The 23414-nt window shown below is 61.6% G+C and carries 19 protein-coding genes; 17 read left to right on the plus strand and 2 right to left on the minus strand.

Going from position 1 to position 23414, the window contains the following annotated elements:
* Positions 1 to 23: 23 nt before the first annotated feature.
* The 4 genes from RHEC894_RS09435 (at position 24) to exoR (ending at position 6050) form a co-directional block, all read left to right on the plus strand.
* On the plus strand, positions 24 to 2867 hold the full coding sequence (locus RHEC894_RS09435) for a valine--tRNA ligase (protein ID WP_085737066.1): 2844 nt from the start codon (positions 24 to 26) through the stop codon (positions 2865 to 2867).
* Between the two features lie 398 nt (positions 2868 to 3265).
* Positions 3266 to 4528 carry an OmpP1/FadL family transporter gene (locus RHEC894_RS09440; RefSeq protein WP_085737067.1) on the plus strand — a complete coding sequence of 421 codons (1263 nt, stop codon included), beginning with the start codon at positions 3266 to 3268 and terminating at the stop codon, positions 4526 to 4528.
* 267 nt (positions 4529 to 4795) lie between these two features.
* Positions 4796 to 5227, plus strand: coding sequence for a hypothetical protein (locus tag RHEC894_RS09445; RefSeq protein WP_010068082.1), 432 nt, complete (start codon positions 4796 to 4798; stop codon positions 5225 to 5227).
* A 19-nt stretch (positions 5228 to 5246) separates the two neighbouring features.
* Positions 5247 to 6050, plus strand: a complete 804-nt coding sequence (gene exoR, locus RHEC894_RS09450) for an exopolysaccharide production regulator ExoR (protein WP_085737069.1) — start codon at positions 5247 to 5249, stop codon at positions 6048 to 6050.
* 15 nt (positions 6051 to 6065) lie between these two features.
* Here the strand turns inward: exoR and xth are convergent, their stop codons facing one another.
* Entirely contained in the window at positions 6066 to 6857 is a 792-nt protein-coding gene (xth, locus tag RHEC894_RS09455) for an exodeoxyribonuclease III (RefSeq protein ID WP_085737070.1), read from the minus strand.
* Positions 6858 to 7047: 190 nt separating this feature from the next.
* Entirely contained in the window at positions 7048 to 7380 is a 333-nt protein-coding gene (gene erpA, locus RHEC894_RS09460) for an iron-sulfur cluster insertion protein ErpA (protein ID WP_010068483.1), read from the minus strand.
* Positions 7381 to 7602: 222 nt separating this feature from the next.
* On the opposite strand from erpA, the gene RHEC894_RS09465 reads away from it, so the two are divergent.
* From RHEC894_RS09465 to RHEC894_RS09525, 13 genes are all read left to right on the plus strand, one after another.
* Positions 7603 to 8820, plus strand: a complete 1218-nt coding sequence (locus RHEC894_RS09465) for a deoxyguanosinetriphosphate triphosphohydrolase (RefSeq protein WP_085737071.1) — start codon at positions 7603 to 7605, stop codon at positions 8818 to 8820.
* Between the two features lie 62 nt (positions 8821 to 8882).
* Positions 8883 to 10640, plus strand: a complete 1758-nt coding sequence (gene argS / locus RHEC894_RS09470; RefSeq protein ID WP_085737072.1) for an arginine--tRNA ligase — start codon at positions 8883 to 8885, stop codon at positions 10638 to 10640.
* Between the two features lie 61 nt (positions 10641 to 10701).
* The gene (locus RHEC894_RS09475) at positions 10702 to 13977 is read left to right on the plus strand and encodes an SPOR domain-containing protein (protein WP_085737073.1); all 3276 of its coding nucleotides are present in this window, start codon (positions 10702 to 10704) and stop codon (positions 13975 to 13977) included.
* Positions 13978 to 14091: 114 nt separating this feature from the next.
* Complete coding sequence (gene nagZ / locus RHEC894_RS09480) at positions 14092 to 15105, plus strand: beta-N-acetylhexosaminidase (RefSeq protein WP_085737074.1); 1014 nt, start codon at positions 14092 to 14094, stop codon at positions 15103 to 15105.
* 18 nt (positions 15106 to 15123) lie between these two features.
* Positions 15124 to 15981, plus strand: coding sequence for a ScpA family protein (locus RHEC894_RS09485; RefSeq protein ID WP_085737075.1), 858 nt, complete (start codon positions 15124 to 15126; stop codon positions 15979 to 15981).
* Positions 15978 to 16694: an SMC-Scp complex subunit ScpB gene (gene scpB, locus RHEC894_RS09490; RefSeq protein WP_085737076.1), complete on the plus strand. Its 717-nt coding sequence runs from the start codon at positions 15978 to 15980 to the stop codon at positions 16692 to 16694. Before RHEC894_RS09485 ends, scpB begins: the two co-directional genes overlap by 4 nt.
* 181 nt (positions 16695 to 16875) lie before the next feature.
* On the plus strand, positions 16876 to 17067 hold the full coding sequence (locus tag RHEC894_RS09495; RefSeq protein ID WP_085737077.1) for a twin-arginine translocase TatA/TatE family subunit: 192 nt from the start codon (positions 16876 to 16878) through the stop codon (positions 17065 to 17067).
* A gap of 51 nt (positions 17068 to 17118) precedes the next feature.
* The gene (tatB, locus tag RHEC894_RS09500; protein ID WP_085737078.1) at positions 17119 to 17745 is read left to right on the plus strand and encodes a Sec-independent protein translocase protein TatB; all 627 of its coding nucleotides are present in this window, start codon (positions 17119 to 17121) and stop codon (positions 17743 to 17745) included.
* On the plus strand, positions 17742 to 18569 hold the full coding sequence (gene tatC, locus RHEC894_RS09505; RefSeq protein WP_085737079.1) for a twin-arginine translocase subunit TatC: 828 nt from the start codon (positions 17742 to 17744) through the stop codon (positions 18567 to 18569). The genes tatB and tatC overlap by 4 nt, the downstream gene beginning before the upstream one ends.
* Before the next feature lie 97 nt (positions 18570 to 18666).
* Complete coding sequence (gene serS, locus RHEC894_RS09510; protein ID WP_085737080.1) at positions 18667 to 19950, plus strand: serine--tRNA ligase; 1284 nt, start codon at positions 18667 to 18669, stop codon at positions 19948 to 19950.
* A gap of 4 nt (positions 19951 to 19954) precedes the next feature.
* Positions 19955 to 20728, plus strand: a complete 774-nt coding sequence (gene surE, locus RHEC894_RS09515) for a 5'/3'-nucleotidase SurE (protein ID WP_017964058.1) — start codon at positions 19955 to 19957, stop codon at positions 20726 to 20728.
* Positions 20725 to 21378, plus strand: coding sequence for a protein-L-isoaspartate(D-aspartate) O-methyltransferase (locus RHEC894_RS09520; RefSeq protein WP_085737081.1), 654 nt, complete (start codon positions 20725 to 20727; stop codon positions 21376 to 21378). Before surE ends, RHEC894_RS09520 begins: the two co-directional genes overlap by 4 nt.
* A 252-nt stretch (positions 21379 to 21630) precedes the next feature.
* Positions 21631 to 23226 (plus strand): peptidoglycan DD-metalloendopeptidase family protein, encoded by a 1596-nt coding sequence (locus RHEC894_RS09525; RefSeq protein WP_085737082.1) that lies wholly within the window; start codon positions 21631 to 21633, stop codon positions 23224 to 23226.
* The last annotated feature ends 188 nt before the right edge of the window (positions 23227 to 23414 follow it).

The following is a 23414-nucleotide window of genomic DNA, read 5'->3' on the forward strand; positions in this document are numbered from 1 at the left end:
CGAACCTCGAAACTGGTCAGAAAATGCTCGAAAAGACCTATGATTCTGCTGCCGTCGAACCGAAAATCGCCGCTAAATGGGATGACGCGGACGCTTTCCGCGCCGGCGCGAACGCCAAGCCCGGGGCCGAGACCTTCACCATCGTGATCCCGCCGCCGAATGTCACCGGCTCGCTGCACATGGGCCATGCGCTCAACAACACGCTGCAGGACATCATGGTGCGCTTCGAGCGCATGCGCGGCAAGGACGTGCTCTGGCAGCCGGGCATGGATCACGCCGGCATCGCCACGCAGATGGTCGTCGAGCGCAAGCTGATGGAACAGCAACTGCCCGGCCGCCGCGACATGGGCCGCGACGCCTTCATCGACAAGATCTGGGAGTGGAAGGCTGAATCGGGCGGGCTGATCTTCAATCAGCTGAAGCGTCTGGGCGCCTCATGCGACTGGTCGCGGGAACGCTTCACCATGGACGAGGGCCTGTCAAAAGCGGTCGTCGAGGTTTTCGTCACGCTCTACAAGGAAGGCCTGATCTACAAGGACAAGCGCCTCGTCAACTGGGATCCCAAGCTGCTGACGGCGATCTCCGACCTTGAAGTCGAACAGCATGAGATCAAAGGCAATCTTTGGCATCTTCGTTACCCACTGGAACCCGGCGTCACCTATCAATATCCGATCGCTTTCGACGAGGATGGCAAGGCGACCGAATGGGAAACACGCGACTATCTCGTCGTTGCAACCACTCGTCCGGAAACAATGCTGGGTGATACCGGTGTTGCGGTCAATCCGGAGGACGAGCGTTACAAGTCGATCATCGGCAAGCATGTCATCCTGCCGATCGTCGGTCGCCGTATTCCGATCGTTGCCGACGGCTATGCCGATCCGACGGCCGGTACCGGTGCCGTCAAGATCACGCCTGCGCATGACTTCAATGACTTTGATGTCGGCAAGCGGACCGGCCTGCGTGCGATCAACATCATGAATATCGATGGCACGATCGCCATTAAGGACAACGAGGACTTCCTCGAAGGTCTCGACCATCCGGCCGCCCTACACGGCGCCTGGGACCGCCTGGAAGGGCAGGACCGTTTCCATGCGCGCAAAGTCATTGTCGAAATTTTCGAGGAGGCCGGTCTTCTCGACAAGATCGAGCCGCACAAGCACATGGTTCCGCATGGCGACCGCGGCGGCGTGCCGATCGAGCCGCGGCTGACCGAACAATGGTATGTCGACGCCAAGACGCTTGCCGAACCGGCGATCGCTTCGGTGCGCGAAGGCCGCACCAGGATGGTGCCGAAGAGCTGGGACAAGACCTATTACGAATGGATGGAGAACATCCAGCCCTGGTGCGTTTCCCGCCAGCTCTGGTGGGGTCACCAGATTCCCGCCTGGTACGGCCCAGACGGTCAGGTCTTCGTCGAAAAGACCGAGGAAGAGGCGCTGCAGGCGGCGATCCAGCATTACCTTTCGCATGAGGGGCCGATGAAGGCCTATGTCGAGGACCTGCTGGAAAACTTCAAGCCGGGCGAAATCCTGACGCGCGACGAGGACGTGCTCGACACTTGGTTCTCCTCGGCACTCTGGCCGTTCTCGACGCTCGGCTGGCCGGATGAGACGCCGGAGCTTGCACGGTATTATCCGACCAACGTTCTGGTCACCGGCTTCGACATCATCTTCTTCTGGGTCGCCCGCATGATGATGATGGGCCTGCACTTCATGAAGGACGAAGACGGCCAGCCCGTCGAACCCTTCAATACCGTCTATGTCCACGCGCTGGTGCGCGACAAGAATGGGCAGAAGATGTCGAAGTCGAAGGGCAACGTCATCGACCCCCTGGAACTGATCGACGAATACGGCGCCGATGCGTTGCGCTTCACCCTGGCGATCATGGCCGCGCAGGGCCGCGACGTGAAACTCGATCCGGCCCGCATAGCCGGCTACCGCAATTTCGGCACCAAACTCTGGAACGCCACGCGCTTCGCCGAGATGAACGGCGCCAAGAGCGACCCGCATTTCGTGCCTGAAGCCGCCGAGCTCACCATCAACCGCTGGATCCTGACGGAACTTGCCCGTACGGAACGTGACGTAACGGAAGCACTCGAAGCCTTCCGCTTCAACGATGCTGCCGGCGCGCTCTACCGCTTCGTCTGGAACGAGGTCTGCGACTGGTATCTCGAACTGCTGAAGCCGGTCTTCAATGGCGAGGACGAAGGCGCCAAGGCCGAAGCCCAGGCCTGCAGCGCCTATATTCTCGAAGAGATTTACAAGCTGCTGCATCCCTTTATGCCGTTCATGACCGAGGAGCTCTGGGCGCATACGGCGGGCGAGGGCAAGGAGCGCGATACGCTGGTCTGCCATGCCGAATGGCCGGCACCTTCCTACGCCGATGACGCGGCCGCCGACGAGATCAACTGGCTGATCGACCTCGTCTCCGGCATCCGCTCGGTGCGCGCCGAAATGAACGTGCCGCCGTCGGCGACAGCCCCGCTCGTCGTCGTCAAGGCCAACAACCTGACGCGCGAAAGGCTGTTCCGCCACGACGCCGCCATCAAGCGGCTTGCGCGCGTCGAGGCGATATCGCTGGCCGACGATGCGCCGAAGGGCGCTGCTCAGATCGTCGTCGCCGAGGCCACCATCTGCCTGCCGCTCGGCAATCTGATCGATCTTTCTGCCGAAAAGGCCCGGCTCGAAAAGGCAATCGCCAAGATGGAGGCCGAAATCGCCCGCATCAACGGCAAGCTCTCCAACGAGAAGTTCGTTGCCAACGCCAATCCCGAAGTGGTCGAGGCCGAGCGTGAGCGCCTCGATGAACTGAAGGGGCAGATCACCAGCCTGAAGACCGCCCTTTCCAGGGTGAGCGAAGCCGGATAAGTTTCGCCGTCCATTTTGGTAAGTTATTTCAAAGACGCGCTCGCTTCGGGCGCGTCTTTTGTCATTCTGGGCATGCGTGATTCGGTCCCTAAAGCGGCGGGTTTCAGGCGCTGAGCCTGTGGATTGTGGCTTTACGGGTATCCGGTCGGCGAAAACTGCCACTGTTGTCGGATTGATACATCTTCCGCAATGTTTGGAATGAAAACCCAAAAGCCCATCTGAAAAACAAAAACTCTGGAATAAAATTTTATTAACCAGATTTTTTGACGTGTCCGTCAATTTCTTTACGTAAGTTAGTCGGTGCAATGCCCGGGAATGCCGCCGTGGGCCGCGTTGCCAGGTCGAGGGAACACTTACTAGAGTGGCGTGACATCAATTGCTGGAGTGGGGGAGACACAATGGCATCGCGTAGGTTTTCCAGGGGCGTAACGTCGCTCGTTCTTTTTTCGTCGCTTGCCTCGCCGTCCTTCGCCGGCGGTCTGGAGCGCGGCGGGTACAATATCGATCAGCTCTTCGATACGTCGCCTTTCTCGTTTCAGTCGGGCGTGACCTACGTCACGCCGCAGCGCAAGCTGAAGGACGTCCGAGACACGCAGACGTCGCTATCTTCGGGCGGCAATCTGAACAGCCGTCCAGACACAGCCGACGAGACCTCGAATTACACCATCCCCTATATTGGCTTTAAGGCTGGTTTCGGCGATGCGGTCGACTGCCTCGTTGACTATTCGGAGCCCTTCGGCGCGCATACCGACCCCGGTTCGAATTGGGCTGGCGCCAACAATAATATCGAGACAGAGATCAAAACCCGAAACTATGGCGGCACATGCTCCTATCGTTTTGATGTCGGCCCTGGACAGCTTCGCTTCATTGGCGGCGGTTTCTATCAGGAAGTCGAAGGCTTTAAAGAACGTCTGGTTTCAACGGTTCCGCTTCTGCTCGGCACCGGCACCGGCATTGGCCGCCTCGATCTCGACGATAGCGGCTGGGGCTGGCGCGCTGGTCTCGCTTACGAGATTCCGGAATATGCGATGCGCGCGAGTCTCGTCTACAACAGTCGCGTCAAGTACGATAATCTGACCGGCACTGTCGATCTCCGTCAGGTTCCGGTTGTCCCGACATTTGGAGGCCAGGTCACACCGGTTTTCGGTTCCGCCGAAGCGCCGGATTCGCTGGAGCTGAAGCTGCAAAGCGGTATCGCTCCTGATTGGCTCGCCTTCGGATCGGTCAAGTGGACGAACTGGAGTGTCCTCCAGTCCGTGGCTTTCTGCCCGAAATCGACAAAGGGCCTGGCCGCCTGCACAGCGGGTGGCGCTACGGAACTCACCTCGCTCGACCTTCTCTATCGTGACGGCTGGACCATCGCCGGCGGCGTGGGCCACAAGTTCAACGATCAGTGGGCCGGCGCAGTCAGCCTCACGTGGGATCGCGGCACCAGTCAGGGTTATGGTGCGCAGACCGACAGCTGGACGCTCGGTCTCGGCGCCGCCTATACGCCGACCGAAAATATCGAATGGCGTTTTGCCGGTGCCGTGGGCGTGTTGACGAGCGGTTCGTCCGGCCCCGTCGAGTATAATGGCCAGACCTATGGCGACGACGTCTCTTATTCCTTTGGTAACGATCTGGTCGCTGCACTGTCGACAAGCCTAAAGGTCAAGTTCTAATTCCCCGATTTGAAGAATTAGGAGCCCGGCACCGCCGGGCTTTTCTTTATTCGTGCCCGTTAACCATGCCATTCCCGGTCTCGTTTTGTGACGATTCAGCAACACTTTTTTACGACGGTTTGCATATGATGGTCGTGGGGCGAATTTGTCCATTTCCCGCCACAAATAGGGAGCACCGCTATTTGCAGGCGTCGAGATGGCAGACTTACGGTGCGTGTAATCAGTAGCATGGGTCGATTTTTTTCCGGTAACAACAGATCGCGCGATATGATTGGCGACAATCGTTTGTTGGCGGTCGTTTCGCTTTCCGCACAAGGCTGTTCCAGCCGCCGATCCGGTCTCGCGGCGATGCCGTCGAGCCGTTTATCGTCGCGGTTTTCGCTCCGCTTGAATGGGCAGATGGGGGTTGCCGAAGATGTCGATACCGGTTTCGTCACATTTGCTGTTTACGAATGCGATAAAGGCGGGAGGGCGGATGCCGCGCCTGCTGAAAGAGTGCCACGGAGATTGCAGTCGGGCCATGCCGGGAGCCGGGTGGTCCTGAACGATGCGCTGAAAATGATGCCTTTGAGAGAAGGCCAGTGGGCTGGATGCGACGCGGGCAAAGGAGCCATCGAGCTCGCCGCGGGATCGCTCGCCTCGACGAAATACATCCGCGGAATGCACGGCGCGAGCGCCGCTGCTTCCTGCCTGCGATGAGCGAAAGAAATCGGTTGAAATGGTGACGTCCGAGTTCAAACTGTTCAAATTCATGCTGATGGGCATGTCTATGGCCGTAGCGCTGGCACTGTGCGGTCCGGCCCGCGCCTTCGACATCAAGGCGCCCGTCAGCAAGGAATCCGGCCCCTTCGATCTCTTCAAGTTCGGCTTCAAAGCCTATAAGAACGGCCAGAAGGAAGAGGCGGTCGAAGCCTACAAATACGCCGCCGAAAAGGGGCATACCGGCTCGCGCTGGGCGCTTGCCAATATGTATGCCGATGGCGACGGCGTCGCGCAGGATGATTTCGAAGCCTTCAAGATTTACAGCGAGATCGCCCAGCAGGGCGTCGAGCCCGGTTCGGAAGATACCGGCTTCTTCGTCAATGCGCTGCTCTCGCTTGCCAATTATTACAAGCACGGCATTTCTGGCAGTCCAGTCCGGATCGACCTCAGCCAGGCGCGCCAGCTTTATTTTCAGGTGGCCTCCACCTTTGGCGTCCCCGAGGCGCAGTTCCAACTGGCGCAGATGATGCTGGCCGGCGAGGGCGGCAATGCCAGCCCGCAGCAGGCGAAGAAATGGCTGAACCAGGCCCGCAAGAGCGGTCATCCCGGCGCCATGGCGGTCTTCGGCAATATTCTTTTCGACGAAGGCCAGACGGCCCGCGGCCTGGCGCTGATGACGGCGGCGCTCGACCGCTGCAAGCCCAAGGATTGCAGCTGGATGGAAGCGCTGCAGGAGCAGGCGTTCTCGGTCGCCAACGAGGCCGACCGCCGCACGGCGGTATCCCTCTCGCACAGCATCGCCAGCGGCTCTGACGATTAAGGCTGAACGAAAACCTCAGGCCGCGAAATCGAAATAGGCGACGACCGGCACGTGGTCGGACGGCTTTTCCCACGCCCGCACATGTTTTTCGATTGCAGCCGACGTCATGCGATCGGCGGCCTCAGGCGACAGCAGCAGATGGTCGATGCGGATGCCGTTGTTCTTCGGCCATGCGCCGGCCTGGTAATCCCAGAAGGAATAGAACTGCGTCGCATCGGTCGTTGCGCGCACCGCATCCGTCAGCCCGAGATTTTCGAGCCGGCGGAACGCCCCCCGTGTCTGCGGCAGAAACAGCGCGTCGTTTTCCCAGACCTTGGGATCGAAGCAGTCGTGCGGCTCCGGAATGACATTGTAATCGCCGGCAAGCACCAGCATTTCTTCATAGGCCAACCGCTCGGCGGCAAACGTCCGCAGGCGCTCCATCCAGGCGAGCTTGTAGGGATATTTCTCCGTGTCGACGGGATTGCCGTTCGGCAGGTAGAGGCAGCAGACGCGAAGGATGCGCGTGTCGGGCAGCGTGAACACTGCCTCGAGGAAGCGTGACTGTTCGTCGAGCGGATCGCCGGGCAGACCGCGGTTCACTTCGGAAGGTGAACTCTTGGAGAGGATCGCCACGCCGTTGAAACCCTTCTGGCCGTGCGTCTCGACGTGATAGCCGAGCGCCTCGATCTCCAGCCTGGGAAAGCCTTCGTCGACTGTCTTGATCTCCTGGAGGCAGACGATATCCGGATCGGAATCCTTCAGCCACTGGGTGAGATTGTCGATGCGCGCCTTGACGCCGTTGATGTTCCAGGTCGCGATCTTCATGGCTCTGTCCCGTTCATGACGACATGCGTAAAAACAAAGAGCTGAAGCGCGCCCGCATGAATCAGCGTCGATGCGGTGCTCTTCAGTGCGCTTCTTGTATCGTGGTATTTCGCCGGGGGACAAGACGATAAACCGGCCGGAAGCAGTTCTTTGGCCGGTTCGATGGGGACAATGTCAAAGGTTCAGATCTTCAGATCGAGAAACTGGTGCCGCAACCGCAGCTTGCCACCGCATTCGGGTTCTTGATCTGGAAGGATTGGCCAAGCAGATTGTCGACGAAGTCGATCTCCGAGCCCGCCATATAGACTAGCGAAAGGCTGTCGATCAGCACTTTGGCATTGTTCTTTTCGACGACGACGTCGTCGTCGCCGGCGCCTTCGGCAAGATCGAACTTATAGGAAAATCCCGAACAGCCGCCGCCTTCGACGGAAACGCGCAGTGCGCTCTTGCCGGCCTCGGCGCCGACGATCGCAGCGATACGCTTTGCTGCGGCATCTGAAAGGGTTACACTCGTATCCGTCATGTTTCCTCCTGCCGGGGTCAAGATCCGGAGAGAATGGGTTTTGGCACTTAAATGTTCAAATGCCTGATATCAAACAAACTTATCATGATCTTCTCTAAAAGGCCACGTTGCGCCGAGGCGATTGGAAAAGCACCTCTTTGCCGTTTGATCGGGCTATAGGTATGAAGAGCGCAAAGCGGCGTCAATGGGCAGATGCGGCAACATGCAGGATGACGGTGAAGAATGACGATCGATAGGCGTGCTTTAGGTTTCGGCAGCGGTGAAAGGGCGGTCTATGCGGCCGACCCCTGGACGTCGCGCGGACGGCTCTATCAGGAGGATGGAAGCCCGACGCGCTCCGATTTCCAGCGCGACCGCGACCGTATCGTCCATACCACCGCCTTCCGCCGGCTGAAGCACAAGACCCAGGTCTTCATCGCCCAGGACGGCGATCACTACCGCACTCGGCTGACGCATACGATCGAGGTGGCGCAGATTGCCCGTGCGCTTGCCCGCGCCCTGAAGCTCGACGAGGACCTCGCCGAAGGCGTGGCGCTCGTGCATGATTTCGGCCACACCCCGTTCGGTCATACCGGCGAGGACGCGCTGCACGAGGTGCTGCTGCCCTATGGCGGCTTCGACCACAATGCCCAATCGCTGCGCATCGTGACCAAGCTGGAGCGGCGTTATGCCGAATTCGACGGCATCAACCTGACATGGGAAAGCCTCGAAGGTCTCGTCAAACACAATGGCCCGCTGCTGACGCCGGATGGTGTGGGCACGCGCGGCCCGGTTCCGCAGCCGATCCTCGATTATTGCGAACTGCACGATCTCGAACTCGCAACCTATGCCAGCCTCGAGGCCCAGGTCGCGGCGATCGCCGACGACATCGCCTATAACACCCATGACATCGACGATGGCCTGCGCTCCGGCTACCTGACTTTCGACATGCTGGAGGAAATACCGTTTCTGGCCGGGCTGATGGCCGAGGTGAGGGCGCGATACCCGCATCTGGAGCCGAGCCGCTTCACCCATGAAATCATGCGCCGGCAGATCACCCGCATGGTCGAAGACGTGATCGGCGTGGCGCAGGAGCGCCTTTCCCAGCTGCGTCCTGAGAGCGCGGCCGACATCCGCGGCGCCGACCGGGTCATCGCCACTTTCTCCGACGCGATGGCGGAAACCGACAGGCAGATCAAGGCGATGCTGTTCAAACGCATCTATCGCAATCCCGATATCATGCGCATCCGCGCCGGTGCCGCCCGGATCGTCACCGATCTCTTTGCCGCCTACATGGCCAATCCCAAGGAGATGCAGAGCCATTACTGGGTCGATCACATCGCCGGCCTCGCCGATGCGCCGAAAGCCCGCCATGTCGGCGACTATCTCGCCGGCATGACCGACACCTATGCGATCAGCGCCCACAGGCGGTTGTTTGACCACACTCCGGATTTGCGATAGGCAGCGGTCGCCCCGCCAAGGGCCGATTTGCCTTTGGCACAGCCTATGCATGGAAGAGTGCGATGAACCTTTTTACCGACTTCGAAGCCAGGATCAAAACCGCCCTTGAACAGATCGATCTGGTCAGGGAAAAGCGATCCGAGCTCGATTTCGGCCGCATTGCCGTCGAGCCGCCGCGTGACGCGAGCCACGGCGACGTTGCGACCAACGCCGCGATGGTGCTGGCAAAGCCGCTCGGAACCAATCCGCGCGCGCTGGCCGACATCATCATCGCCAAGCTCCGGGAAGATGCCGATGTCGCCGATGTTTCGGTCGCGGGTCCCGGTTTCATCAACATTCGTCTGTCTGTCGGTTACTGGCAGCGGCTGCTCGCTTCGATGATCGGCGCCGGCACCGATTACGGCCGCTCGACGCTCGGAGAGGGCCGGAAGGTCAACGTCGAATATGTCTCGGCCAATCCGACCGGCCCGATGCATGTCGGCCATTGCCGCGGCGCCGTCGTCGGCGATGCGCTCGCCAACCTGCTCGCCTTTGCCGGCTATGGCGTCGAGAAGGAATATTACATTAACGACGCTGGCTCGCAGATCGACGTGCTCGCCCGGTCCGTCTTCCTGCGCTATCGCGAAGCGCTCGGCGAAAAGATCGGCGAAATCCCCTCGGGTCTTTACCCGGGTGACTATCTCGTGCCGGTTGGCCAGTCGCTGGCAGCCGATTACGGCGTGCGGCTGCACAACATGCCGGAAGACCAATGGATGCCGATCGTCAAGGACCGCACGATCGACGCGATGATGGTGATGATCCGCGAAGATCTGGCGGCGCTGAACGTTCATCACGATATCTTCTTCTCCGAACGCACACTGCATGCCAATGGCGCGGCCGCCATCCGCACGGCGATCAACGACCTGACCTTCAAGGGTTATGTCTACAAGGGCACCTTGCCGCCGCCGAAGGGCCAGCTTCCCGAGGATTGGGAGGATCGCGAGCAGACGCTGTTCCGCTCGACCGAGGTGGGCGACGACATGGACCGGCCGCTGATCAAGTCGGACGGCTCCTACACCTATTTCGCCGCCGACGTCGCCTACTTCAAGAACAAGTTCGATCGTGGTTTCGACGAGATGATCTACGTGCTCGGCGCCGATCATGGCGGCTACGTCAAGCGCCTGGAAGCGGTTGCCCGCGGCGTTTCCGAAGGTAAGGCGAAGCTGACGGTGCTGCTCTGCCAGCTCGTCAAGCTCTATCGCAATGGCGAGCCGGTGAAGATGTCGAAACGTTCGGGCGATTTCGTCACGCTTCGGGACGTCGTCGAGGAAGTCGGCCGTGATTCGGTCCGGTTCATGATGCTTTACCGCAAGAATTCCGAGCCGCTCGACTTCGATTTCGCCAAAGTGACGGAACAGTCGAAAGATAATCCGGTTTTTTACGTGCAATATGCGCATGCCCGCTGCATGTCGGTCTTCCGGCAGGCGAGGGAGGCTTTTCCCGACCTCGATGTTTCCACAGTCGAGCTCGCGAAAACCGTTGCTGGCATTGGCGATCCGGCCGAATTGCAGCTCGTCGCCAAGCTTGCTGAATTCCCGCGTGTGGTCGAGGCGGCAGCCCAGTCGCAAGAGCCGCATCGCCTCGCTTTTTACCTCTACGACCTCGCCAGTTCCTTCCACGCGCACTGGAACAAAGGTAAAGATCAGCCGGAATTACGATTTGTTAATGATAAAAACCGAGAATCAAGTATTGCCAGACTTGGGCTGGTGTACGCCGTCGCGTCGGTTTTGAAGTCGGGACTTGCCATTACAGGCACTGCCGCACCGGACGAAATGCGATAACGTCACCATTTCCCCACAATGCGCTGGCATCTCAGAGTTGGCGTTTGCGAGTGGGATAGGTATGGCTGATAAACAACTTGCGTATGATACGCGCGGAAAAGACGTTCTGTTTGCCGACGATGATCCGTTGGCCGAACTTGCCCGTATCGTCGGCTTCGAGCCGCGTGTTGCAGCAAATACGGTGACCGAAGCACGGCGCGAACCCGCCCTCGATCTCGAAGACGAGCTTGGGCGCGAGTTCGACCGTTACGATTCGCCGCGTCCGCTCGCAGAGCTTGATCGCCCCGCCGAGCCGATCTCTGACGACGTCGCTCCTGAAGATTACATCGAGCCCGCGCTCGATGTCTCTCCCGTTGCCGAGAGGGCGGAGATTGCCGAGCCGGTTTCATCGGTTTCTGTCGAGGCTGAGGAAGCCGTTCTGCCTGCCGCAGGCAACTGGGATGCGCCAGCCGACGACCGGGCGGCCTGGCCACAGCAGCTTGCCGTCGAGCCCCCCGGGACGCCGGTGCAGTCGGCCTTCGGCGGTGCGCGCGACCTGATAGAGGAGCTTGAGCTGTCGATCGGCACTGCTCCGGTCTCGTCGCTGCCGCAGCCCGCCAAGGCGCCGCAATGGTCGGCCGCCAGCATCAGGCTGCCGCTCGCCAATTTCCATGCCGCAAAACGCGAGGAAGCGACTGTTCCGCCGGTGTCCGTGGCTGAAGCTGTCGCAGCAGCGCCGGTGGCTGAAGCGCCGCCCGTCGAGCTTGCCGTTGCAGAGCCGCAGCCGGTGATCGAACCGTCCGCCTCCGTCGTCGAGCAATTGGCCCCCATTGTCACCGTCGAGCCGTCCGAGGAATTCGAAACTGCATCTCCGTCGCTTGGCTTTCCTGCCGAGCTCGATCGCCACGACGAGGTGATCGCGTCGGAAGAACCGGCCGAGGCCGAAGGCTTCGTCGAAATCGAAGACGAGCTGGAAGATTTCGGATCCGACGCCGGTTTCGATCTGATTGCCGCCGCCGTCGAAGGCGAGATCCAGGCCGATGCCGCGCTGACCGAGGTCGTGCCGGAGGTTCCGCACACTGCCGGCACTTTCGATCTTGACGATCTGCTCGCCGATGTCTCGCGTTATCCGGTGCCGCAACGCGCCAATTCGGCGCCCGTTTCGCCGCAGGCCGAATTGGTGGAAGCAGCGCCGGTTGCCGCCGCCGTATTCGTCGAGCCGCAAGTGATTGCGCCCGCACCGGTCGCCGCAGCTTCCGTTCGGCCCGGGCCGGCCGAGCCGGCTCCGGTCTATGCTGCCGAAGCCGCAAGGCCGGTCGCGCCGCAGCTTGCCGAGGTCGTTGCGCCTCAGCCCTCCGCACCGGCATATTCGCGGGCGCAGCAACCCGTAGCGGAAGCCGCCGACGACCCCTTCGCCGGTCATGATTTCGAGCTGGATCTTGCCGGCATCGAACTGGAGCTTGCCGATCTCGATTTTTCCGAACCGCCCGAGTTGACGGCGGCTGAGCCTGCGCCGCAGCCGGAGCCGCCGGTCCGTGCTTCCCAGCAGGCCGCGGCCGCCGCGCCTCGCTCTGCCCCGGTTTTTGTGCCTGAGCCGCAAGTTCCGGCTTTCCAGCCGGCGGCTTCCGCCCCTGTGCGGCCTGCTCCGGCCTCTGCTGCCGCGCCGCAAGTTCCGACTCCCGCTTCGGCTCCGGCCTTCAACTGGGCGGCGCCAGTCTCGGATTCCACCGAGGACCTGCCGTTTGATCCGGCGATGATCTCTGATCCGGAGGAACGTCCTGAGGCGGTCGAGGACATGCATGTGCCGGCGCTGCCGCCGGTGGAGCAGCCCGCACCGGTCGCGAAAACTCAGGATCTGGATTTCGATCTCGATGCGGAGATTGCGAGTTTCTTCGAACCGGCCAAGCCACGGGAAAACCCGGCCCAGGCCAGGGATACGGCCGCAGCCGCGGCAAAGCCGGTCAAGCCCACCATCGCCGATGGCCTCGATGATTTCGAGCGGGCGCTGGAAGAGGATTTCCGCCGCAGCGTGCGCGAGCCCGTCGAGCGCCGCGAGACCTCCGAGGTCCGGATTGAATCGGCAAGCCAGGCGGCTGATTTCAGCCGGGCCCGGTCGATGCGCCGGCTGCTTGCCGGAGCCGTCGTGCTCGTGGTCTTTGCCGGCGTCGGTTATGGCGTCTATTCCTCCGTCTGGAACGGCGAGGGGCTCGGCATCGTCGCATCCGGCGAGCCGCGCGTGATCGTTGCCGACAAGGACCCGGTCAAGGTCGTTCCGGAAAATCCCGGCGGCAAGACCGTGCCGAACCAGGATAAGGCCGTCTACGACCGTGTGGCGGGTTCTGCCGAGGAGCCGAAGCAGAAGGCGCTGGTTTCTTCCGACGAGGCCCCGGTTGATGTCGTCCAGCGCACGCTGACACCGGAATCGCTGCCTGAGGACGACGAGAACGCCAACCCCGGCGATCAGGTCTCACCGACCGCGGTCGGTGAAACGGAGGATCCGCGTCTGCTGCCGAACCAGGGCAATGCCGACACCGCTTCCACAAGCGATGCCGACAAGACGCCGTCCGTTTCGCCGCGCAAGGTTCGCACGATGATCGTCAAGCCTGACGGCACCCTGGTCGCCCGTGAAGAACCGGAGCCCGTCGACCAGCCGACGCCTGCCCAGGCGACGCAGTCTGCCCCGGCGACGCAGTCTGCCTTGGCGACACCGTCTGCCCCGGCGACAACATCTGCCCAAGCGACGCCGCCGTTGACGGCCCGGTCGACCCCGTCCGTGCCTCCGGTCGCTGGAACGGCCGCAAGCTTCCCTGCAAATGCCGAGGTTGCTTCCGCCGATGCGCGTTCTGCAGCTCCTGCCCAGCCGCTTGCAGCTGACGCCGACGCGCAGGCTGCAAATCCCGTCCCGGTCGATCCGGCGGTGCGCCCGGTCAAGACCACGGCGATCACCGATACCGCTCCGATCCCGACCGCCCGGCCGGCCGACCAGCCCGTCAACGTTGTCGGCACCGTGACCGAGAAGGGCAATGTCCGCCCAACCGCGCAACAGCCGAAGACGACGGAGGTCGCAGCTGCAACGCCAGCCGCCGCCAAGCCGCAGCAGCAGGCCGCGTCCGCCGGCGGCTACGGCATCCAGATCGCCTCGCTGCCATCGGAAGACGAGGCGAACAAATCCTACGCCAGCCTGTCGAAGAAGTTTGCCGGCGTGCTGGGCGGCCGCGCTCATGAGATCCGCAGGGCCGATGTCGCCGGCAAGGGCACCTTCTACCGTGTCCGCATTCCGGCCGGCTCCAAGGACGAAGCCGCAGCGCTCTGCGAGCAGTATCGCGCGGCGGGTGGAAGCTGCTTGATCTCCAAGTAGCATCCAGTCTTTGAATGATTTAAAGAGCGGCGGGCCTGATCGGTCCGCCGCTCTTTTTTGTGCATCGCGCCTGGCCTCGCTCGCATTTGGCGGGCCGCCGTCTATGATTCTCATATGACCGAATCAAAAGCGATGATCCTTGGCTGCAGCGGCCTTGCTCTCACATCCGAAGAGAAAGCCTTCTATCGGGGCGAGCGGCCCTGGGGCTTCATTCTCTTCGGGCGCAACATATCCGAAGCAGGGCAGATCAGCGATCTTGTCGCCGAGCTGCGCGACAGCGTCGGCTGGCATGCGCCGGTGCTGATCGATCAGGAGGGCGGCCGCGTCCAGCGCATCCGTCCGCCGGTTTGTGCCCGTTATCCCTCGGGCCAGGTGCTTGGCGATCTTTATCGCCGCGATCCCGCGCTCGGCCTGCGCGCCGCCTGGGTGATGTCGCGGCTGCACGCCTTCGACCTCTCGCGCCTCGGCATCGATGTCGATTGCCTGCCGGTGCTCGATGTGCCGGTCGAGGGCAGCAGCAACGTCATCGGCGACCGCGCCTATGGCGGCGATCCGGAGACCGTCATCGCCATGGGCCGGGCGGCGGCTGAAGGGCTGAAGGCCGGCGGTCTGCTGCCTGTGATGAAACATATGCCCGGCCACGGCCGCGGCTTTGCCGATTCACATCTGGAACTGCCTGTCGTCACCGTTTCCCGTGATGAGCTGGAGGCCCACGATTTCCCGCCCTTCGTCGCGATGAAGGACGAGCTGATGGCGATGACCTGCCACGTCGTCTTCACCGCCATCGACCCGGACAATCCGGCCACCACCTCGCGCAAGGTGATCGACGGTGTCATCCGCGAGCATATCGGTTTTACCGGTCTGCTGCTTTCCGACGACAGCTCGATGAACGCCCTTTCCGGCACGATCGGTGAACGCGCGGCGAATATCATTGCAGGCGGATGCGATATCGTGCTGCATTGCAATGGCCATATGGACGAGATGCTGAATGTCGTGGCAAATGTTCCGCCGCTCAGCGGCGCGTCGCTTGCCCGCGCAAAAGCGGTGGAAGCAGGTTTTGCCGCGCCGGATGCCGCCGACGAAGCGGAATTGCGGGCGGAATTCGAGGCGATGTTTGCGATCGTGTGATCGCAGGGGAGCAGGGTGGTGAGCACGGTCAAGGGCACGGAGCGTCCACAGGCGGCAACGCCGATGGACAAGCTATGGCAGGATAACGGTGCCGAGCGCGCCAGCCATGAGCCGGCGCTGGTGATCGATGTCGCCGGTTTCGAAGGCCCGCTCGACCTGCTGCTCTATCTCGCCCGTAACCAGAAGGTCGACCTGTCGCGCATTTCCGTGCTGGCGCTCGCCGAGCAATATCTGCAGTTCGTCGAAAGCGCTCGGCGCATCCGCATCGAGCTTGCCGCCGACTATCTCGTCATGGCGGCCTGGCTTGCCTATCTCAAGTCGCGCCTGCTAATTCCCCAGCAGATCAAGGATGACGGTCCCTCGGGCGAGGAGATGGCCGCAACGCTCGCCTTCCGGCTGAAACGCCTCGAAGCCATGCGCCAGGCGGCAGAAGGCCTGGTCAACCGCAACCGCCTCGGCCGCGACATCTTCGTGCGCGGTGCGCCCGAGCATATTCCCGACCGGCAGCAATCCGCTTATGTGGCAAGCCTCTACGATCTTCTGACCGCCTATGCGGCGCTGCGCCAGCGCAATGCTGTCACCCAGGTGACGATCGAGAGACGCAACGTCTGGTCGCTGACCGATGCCCGCGAATTGCTGACCCAGATGATCGGCGAGGTCGGCGACTGGACAGCGATGGAACATTATCTGCTGCGTTATCTCGCAACGCCCGAGGAACGCGTCACGGCGATTGCCAGCGCTTTTGCCGCCTCGCTGGAGCTGGTGCGCGAGGGCAAGCTGGAAATCCGCCAGGACGGCGCCTTTCAGCCGATATATATGCGTCGCGGACCCAAACACGCCACGCTGCAGGTGGTGGAGCAGGAGCAGCCGGTTTGATCGATCCGCAGAGCGAAGAGGATTTCGAGGACGATTTCGAAGGCAGGAGCCGCGACCTGCAGGCGGAGATCGAGGCGGAACGCATCGCCGAAGCGCTGGTCTTCGCCTCCTCGCAGCCGGTCTCCGAGAGCTTCCTGGCTGAGCGTCTAGCTGAGAATACTGACGTGCGCGCCATCATGCAGCGCCTGAAAGCGCACTATGCGCCGCGGGGCGTCAACCTCGTGCAGATCGAGGGCGCCTGGGCTTTCCGCACCGCCGCCGATCTCTCCTTCGTCATCCGCCGCGACGACAACGAGGTGAAGAAGCTGTCGCGCGCAGCTCTGGAAGTGCTGTCGATCATCGCCTATCACCAGCCGGTGACGCGTGCCGAAATCGAGGATATCCGCGGCGTGCAGACTTCGCGCGGCACGCTCGACGTGCTGATGGAAGCGGGCTGGGTACGGTTTCGCGGTCGCCGTCGCACGCCGGGCCGGCCGGTGACATTGGGCACCACGCGCGATTTTCTCGACCATTTCGGCCTGGAAGAGTTGCGCGATCTGCCCGGTCTCGAAGAATTGAAGGGCGCGGGCTTGCTCTCGGGCCGCATTCCGGCGAATTTCAACATTCCCTCGCCATTGATGAACGACGAGCTGAGCGAGGACGAAGACCCCATTACCCAGATGGATCTCGAAGAACTTGGGTTGCTCGCCCCGCGTTCTACCTCCGAAGATTGAAGGACTTCGTCTTGCTTTTTCCATGCATGACGAAAACAATGGCGCTCACCATTTTTCGACGGCTCAATGGCTTGTCACAAAGGGCGATACCGTGACATTAAGCGCAGTTCAAAGGGCTTGATGTTGGAAACGGTGTGGGAAATCCTTACATCAGGGAACATCGCAACAGGGAGTTAGGGTAATGGGTTCATTTAGCATGTGGCACTGGTTGATCGTTCTGGTCATCGTGCTGTTGTTGTTCGGTCGCGGCAAGATCCCGGAACTGATGGGCGATGTCGCCAAGGGCATCAAGAGCTTCAAAAAAGGCATGTCTGACGAAGACGCGCCGGAAACCGCAAAGACCGTCGATCACAAGGCCGACGAAACCAAGTAATCGAGTGCGGGTAAGAGCGCAGCCCCCGCGCTTCCCGTCCAGGAGCCTTGCATGTTCGATATTGGCTGGACCGAGCTTTTGGTCATAGCGGTCGTCCTGATCGTCGTTGTCGGTCCCAAGGATTTGCCGCCGATGCTGCGCGCTTTCGGCAAGATGACGCAGCGCGCCCGCAAAGTGGCGGGTGAGTTCCGCGCGCAGTTCGACGAAGCGCTGCGCGAGGCCGAGCTCGATGATGTCCGCCAGACGCTCAGCGACGCGCAGAAGCTCAATCCGGTCAACAGCCTGCGCGAGGCGATGAACCCGCTTCGCCAGATGGGCAACGAGATCAAGGCCGACCTGCAGAAGGCGAGCGCGGCGCCTGACAACAAGACCGAGGTGCCGCCGGCTGCCGTTTCCGCCCCAACGCCGTCGACGGGCCTGCCGGAAACGCCGCCGTTGGTGCCGGCACCTGCGCCGACGCCGGAACCCGTTGCTGCCGCGGTCGCCTCGGCCGATATGGTAGCCGCCAAGCCGAAAGCGGTGCGCAAGCCGCGGGCCAAGGCTGCGGATAAGGCGGCCTTTGCCATCGCCGCGCCCGTGGAAAACGTGCCTGCGGAAAAGCCGAAGCGCACGACTGTTGCCAAAAAGCCCGCAGCGCCGAAGACGCCGGCGAAGATGAAGAAAAAGGACGAGGCATGAGCGGTGATATCGAAGACAAGCCGCAGCCGTTGATCGAGCACCTGATGGAGCTGCGCACGCGGCTGATCTGGTCGATCGGCGCGTTTTTCGTCGCCTTCATCGCATGCTTCTTTTTTGCCAAGCATCTCTTCAATTATCTGGTCATTCCCTACAAGACCGCCGTCGAGTGGGCGCATCTCGACGTCGAGAAGGCCCAGCTCATTTACACGGCGCCCCAGGAATTCTTCTTTACGCAGGTCAAGGTCGCCATGTTCGGCGGCCTGGTGGTCGCTTTTCCGATCATTGCCGCCCAGGTCTACAAGTTCGTCGCGCCCGGCCTTTACAAGAATGAGCGCCAGGCCTTCCTGCCGTTCCTGATCGCTTCGCCGGTCCTGTTTCTGATGGGCGCGGCGCTTGTCTATTTCTTCTTCACGCCGATGGTCATGTGGTTCTTCCTGTCGATGCAGCAGGCGCCGGGGCATGACGAGGTGGCGATCTCGCTGATGCCGAAGGTCTCGGAATATCTGAGCCTGATCATGACGCTGGTCTTCTCCTTCGGCCTCGTCTTCCAGCTGCCCGTCATCACCACGCTGCTTGCCCGTGTCGGCCTGCTGACATCGCAATGGCTCGCCGAAAAGCGTAAGTTCGCCATTGTGCTCGCCTTCATCGTCGCCGCCGTGCTGACGCCGCCGGACCCGATGTCCCAGATCGGCCTTGCGATACCGACGATCCTTCTCTACGAGATTTCCATTCATGCGGCGCGACTCGTGGAGCGCCAGCGTGCTCGGCAGGCGCTCGAAAAGGAAACCGAATCCGCGGACGTTGCCAAGACGGACAGCGTCTGAGGCGATCCTGGAAATCCCTTTGTGACGCCGTCTCATCCGGTCGAAGCCCGGTCAGGCTTTGACCGGGTCATTTCTGTTGCAACGACCTGGAACGACGATGCTCGATATCAAATGGATCCGTGAGAATCCCGAAGCGCTCGATGCCGCCCTTGCCAAGCGCGGTGCGGAGCCTCTGGCCCAAAGTCTCGTCGCCCTCGATGAAAAGCGCCGGTCTGCCGTGCAGAAGGCGCAGGATTTGCTCTCCCGTCGCAACGCCGCCTCTAAGGAGATCGGTGCGGCCATGGCGCAGAAGAACGCTGAGCTGGCCGAAAAGCTGAAGGCCGAGGTCGCCGACATCAAGGAGACGCTGCCCGCAGCCGAGGAGGAAGAGCGCACGCTGTCCGCCGAGCTCAACGACGCTCTCTCGCGCATCCCGAACGTGCCCTTCGACGACGTTCCCGTCGGTAAGGATGAGCACGATAATGCCGTCACGCGCATCGTCGGTGAAAAGCCGCGCTGGAACCATACGCCGAAGGAACACTTCGAGATCGGCGAAGCGCTCGGCTATATGGATTTCGAGCGCGCCGCCAAGCTCTCCGGCTCGCGCTTCACGGTTCTGACTGGGCCGCTCGCCAGGCTTGAGCGAGCGCTCGGCCAGTTCATGATCGATCTTCACACCCGCGAGCACGGCTATACCGAAGTCAGCTCGCCGCTGATGGTGCGCGCTGAGGCGCTGTTCGGCACCGGCAATCTGCCGAAATTCGAAGAGGATCTCTTCAAGACGACGGATGGCCGCTATCTCATTCCGACAGCCGAGGTGACGCTGACCAACCTGGTGCGCGAGGAAATCCTCGATCAGGAGAAACTGCCGCTGCGTTTCACCGCATTGACGCCGTCTTTCCGTTCGGAGGCGGGCTCAGCCGGCCGCGACACGCGCGGCATGCTGCGCCAGCACCAGTTCTGGAAATGCGAGCTCGTCTCGATCACCGATGCCGAAAGCTCGATTGCCGAGCATGAGCGCATGACCGCCTGCGCCGAAGAAGTGCTGAAGCGCCTCGGCCTGCATTTCCGCACGATGACCCTTTGCACCGGCGACATGGGTTTCGGCTCACGCAAGACCTACGACCTCGAAGTCTGGCTGCCGGGGCAGAATGCCTTCCGCGAAATTTCCTCCTGCTCGGTCTGCGGCGATTTCCAGGCCCGGCGCATGAATGCGCGCTATCGCGGCAAGGACGACAAGAGCAACAGGTTCGTCCACACGCTGAACGGTTCCGGCACTGCCGTCGGCCGCTGCCTGATCGCTGTCCTGGAAAATTATCTGAACGAGGACGGTTCCGTCACGATTCCGGACGTTTTGCTGCCCTATATGGGCGGATTGACCAAGATCGAACGGGCGGCCTGAGGCGATGCGCATCCTGCTTACGAATGACGACGGCATCCATGCTGAAGGCTTGGCTGCGCTGGAGCGGATTGCGCGCACGCTGTCCGACGATGTCTGGATCGTGGCGCCCGAGACCGACCAGAGCGGCCTTGCCCATTCGCTGAGCCTGTCCGAACCCCTGCGGCTGCGCAAGATTTCTGACAAGCATTTCGCGCTGCGCGGCACGCCGACCGATTGCGTCATCATGGGTATCAGGCAGGTGATGGACATCAAGCCCGATCTCGTTCTCTCCGGCGTCAATTCGGGCTCGAACGTTGCCGACGATGTGACCTATTCCGGCACCATCGCCGGCGCCATCGAAGGCACGATGCAGGGCGTGCGCTCCTTCGCGCTCAGCCAGGCCTATCTCTATGAAGACGGTGCGCGCATCGTACCCTGGGAAGTCTGCGAGACCCATGCGCCGGCTCTTCTGGAAAAACTGATGGTCCTGGATCTGCCGGAGGGCACGTTCCTCAATCTCAACTTTCCGAACTGCCGTCCCGATGAGGTCGATGGCGCCGAGGTGACCATGCAGGGCAAACTCGCCTTCAACCTGCAGGTCGACGCTCGTTCCGATGGGCGGGGTTTCCCTTATTATTGGCTGAAGTTCGGTGAACGCGCCGGCGCCTTCATCGAAGGCACCGACATTCACGCGCTGAAGCATAACAAGATTTCGGTAACGCCTTTGAAACTGGATCTGACCGATTATTCCGTAACGGACCGCGTGGCGCGGGCCTTGGGATACGGAGCACAGGTTTGACGGCAAGACTGGCGGAGAAGGAGGGCTTTGCGGCGCTCGTCCTCAGGTTGCGTGCCGCAGGCATCTCCGATCTTGATCTGCTGACGGCGGTCGAGCAGACGCAGCGCTCGCTCTTCGTGCCGCCGCAATTTGCAGATGACGCCTATTCGAGCCGGACGATCCCGATCGAATGCGGCTCCTTCCTTGAAGGCGTCGATTTTGTCGTCCGCATCCTGCATCACCTCAAGGTCAGACCAGGACAGCGCGTCCTCGAAATCGGCACCGGCAGCGGTTTTACCGCCGCCGTCATCGGCCGCATGGCCGAGCGTGTTCTGTCCATCGACCGCTACAGGACGCTGACGTCGGCCGCGCAGCGGCGCATGGAATCGCTTGGTCTGCGCAACGTCATCATCCGCCATGCCGATGGCAGTGCCGGCATGCAGGGAGAGGGCACCTTCGACCGCATCCTGGTGACCGCGGCCTTCAACGCCATGCCCCGCTTTTATACCGACCAGCTGGTTTCCGGCGGCTCGATGATCGCGCCGCTGATGATCTCCGAGAACGAATGTCGCATGGTGCGACTGACCAAAACCGGCAGCCGTTTCGAACGCGAGGAATTGTTCGAAGCACCCTATCTGCCGATCGTTCCGCGGCTTGCCTCGCTGCTGTAGACGCGGATGTTTCAGGCCGGATCGGGCCGAAATCTCAAATTCGCATCTGCATCGAAAAAAGAGAGGACGATGTCATCCGAAAACCGCTCGGACTTTTCCGTATCGTGTTCGAAGCACTGCAATTTTTCATCCATAAGCTATGGTTATCAACTTCTCAAAAATATCGTACTGATTCCAGCATCTTAACCGCGTGGTAATACTAACGCGTTTTAATAGACTCACAAATGGTTGCGTTCTCAGTGGGTCGAGTCAATGCGTTTCAGTCTTTCGCCGAAGTTCGGAAAGTCCGCCGGTAATCTTCTGGTTGTGGGCCTGCTTGCAAGTGCCGCAACGGGCTGCAGTTCCGATGTAACACGGTTCGGCGGCTTGTTTTCTTCCTCCTCAGGGCAGGATCAGATCACCACCAGTTCCATTCCGCGCAGGAGCGCCCCTCAGGGTGATCCGGTGCCGCGCGCCGATCTCGGCGGTTCTGCCGTTGCCAGCCAGTCGGGTTACGGTGGCGGCAATGGTGGGCTGAACCAGCCCTATCCGGCCAGCCCGAGCTACGATCCGGTCCGTACGTCGAGTGCACGCATGGCGTCCGCGCCGGTTTCGGTGCAGCGTTCCGAGCTGGCTGCGCCGACGGCGGCAGCACCTTCCCGGCAGCGGGAGAAGGAAGTCGCGCTCGCTCAGCCTTTCCCGGCCTCGCCCCAGGCTGAAAAGCACCGTTTGGTCGCTCCCGCCCAGCCGAAGGCAACGCCCGATCCTCTGACAACGGGCACGACGCCGAAGGTCTCCGGCTGGTCTGCAACCAATGCGCCTTCCGTGACGCTGCGTCCGGGTGAAAGTATCGCCACGCTCTCCCGGCGCTTCGGTGTTCCGGAAAATGAAATCCTGCGCGTTAACAGCCTGAAGACGGCATCGGCGGCCAAGCCCGGTCAGGCGATCCTGATCCCGACCTTCAATGGCGGCAATGCTGCCAAGGCGGCGTCGCAGACGGCCGATCTTTCCAAGCCCGGCAAGATGCCGGAGCCGGTGAAGGCGCCCGAGCAAAACGTCGCCGTCGTTCCCGGCGCCAATTCCGCCCGCGACAAGACCATGGCGAGCGCCGATTCGACCGGCAAGCTTCCGGCCGGCGCCGGCAAGGATCCGAAAGCGCCTGCCGGCAGCTATGTCGTCAAGCAGGGCGATTCGCTGGCCAGGATCGCCAAGGCGACCGGTTCCAATATCGACGATCTCAAGGCCGCCAACAATCTTTCGGCCAACTCGCTGCGCGTCGGCCAGGCCTTGAAGATCCCGAGCGGCACTGCCGACAATATCAAGACTGCATCGATCCCGGCCGAAAAGGCCGATCCGAAGCCGGCTCCGGCGGCGCCCGCCCAGCAGGTGGCCTCCGCTCAGCCAGCGCCCTACAAAGCGCCGGCCGCCACCCAGACGGTCGATGATGTCGAGAAGAAGTCTGACGTCAGCTCCGCCGCACCGGAATCGACCGGCATCGGCAAGTATCGCTGGCCGGTCCGCGGCCAGGTCATTGCTTCGTACGGCGCCAACGTCAACGGCAACCGCAATGACGGCATCGATATCTCGGTGCCGCAGGGCACGCCGATCAAGGCCGCCGAAAACGGCGTCGTCATCTATGCCGGCAACGGCCTGAAGGAACTCGGCAACACGGTTCTCGTCCGTCATGACGACGGCACCGTCACCGTCTACGGCAATGCCGATACGCTGAGCGTCACTCGCGGCCAGAAGATCCAGCGCGGCCAGACCGTCGCGGTCTCCGGCATGAGCGGCGACGTTAAGCAGCCACAGGTCCATTTCGAGGTGCGCAAGGACGCATCCCCGGTCAACCCGATGACTTTCCTGGAGTAGGTAGAGCGTACCAGGAAGCGCAAAAGCCCGGCCAACAGCCGGGCTTTTGTCATTTGGGGCATGTGCAGTTTCGGTCGCATGGATCTCCTGCCGGAAGGGTGAGTTGGCAGCACCTGCATTGGCGCAATTCGTCGTCAGAGATTATCTTTGTGCGCATTGCAGGCATTGGCAGAGGCCGATGACGCATT

The sequence above is a fragment of the Rhizobium sp. CIAT894 genome (assembly GCF_000172795.2).
GTDB lineage: Bacteria > Pseudomonadota > Alphaproteobacteria > Rhizobiales > Rhizobiaceae > Rhizobium.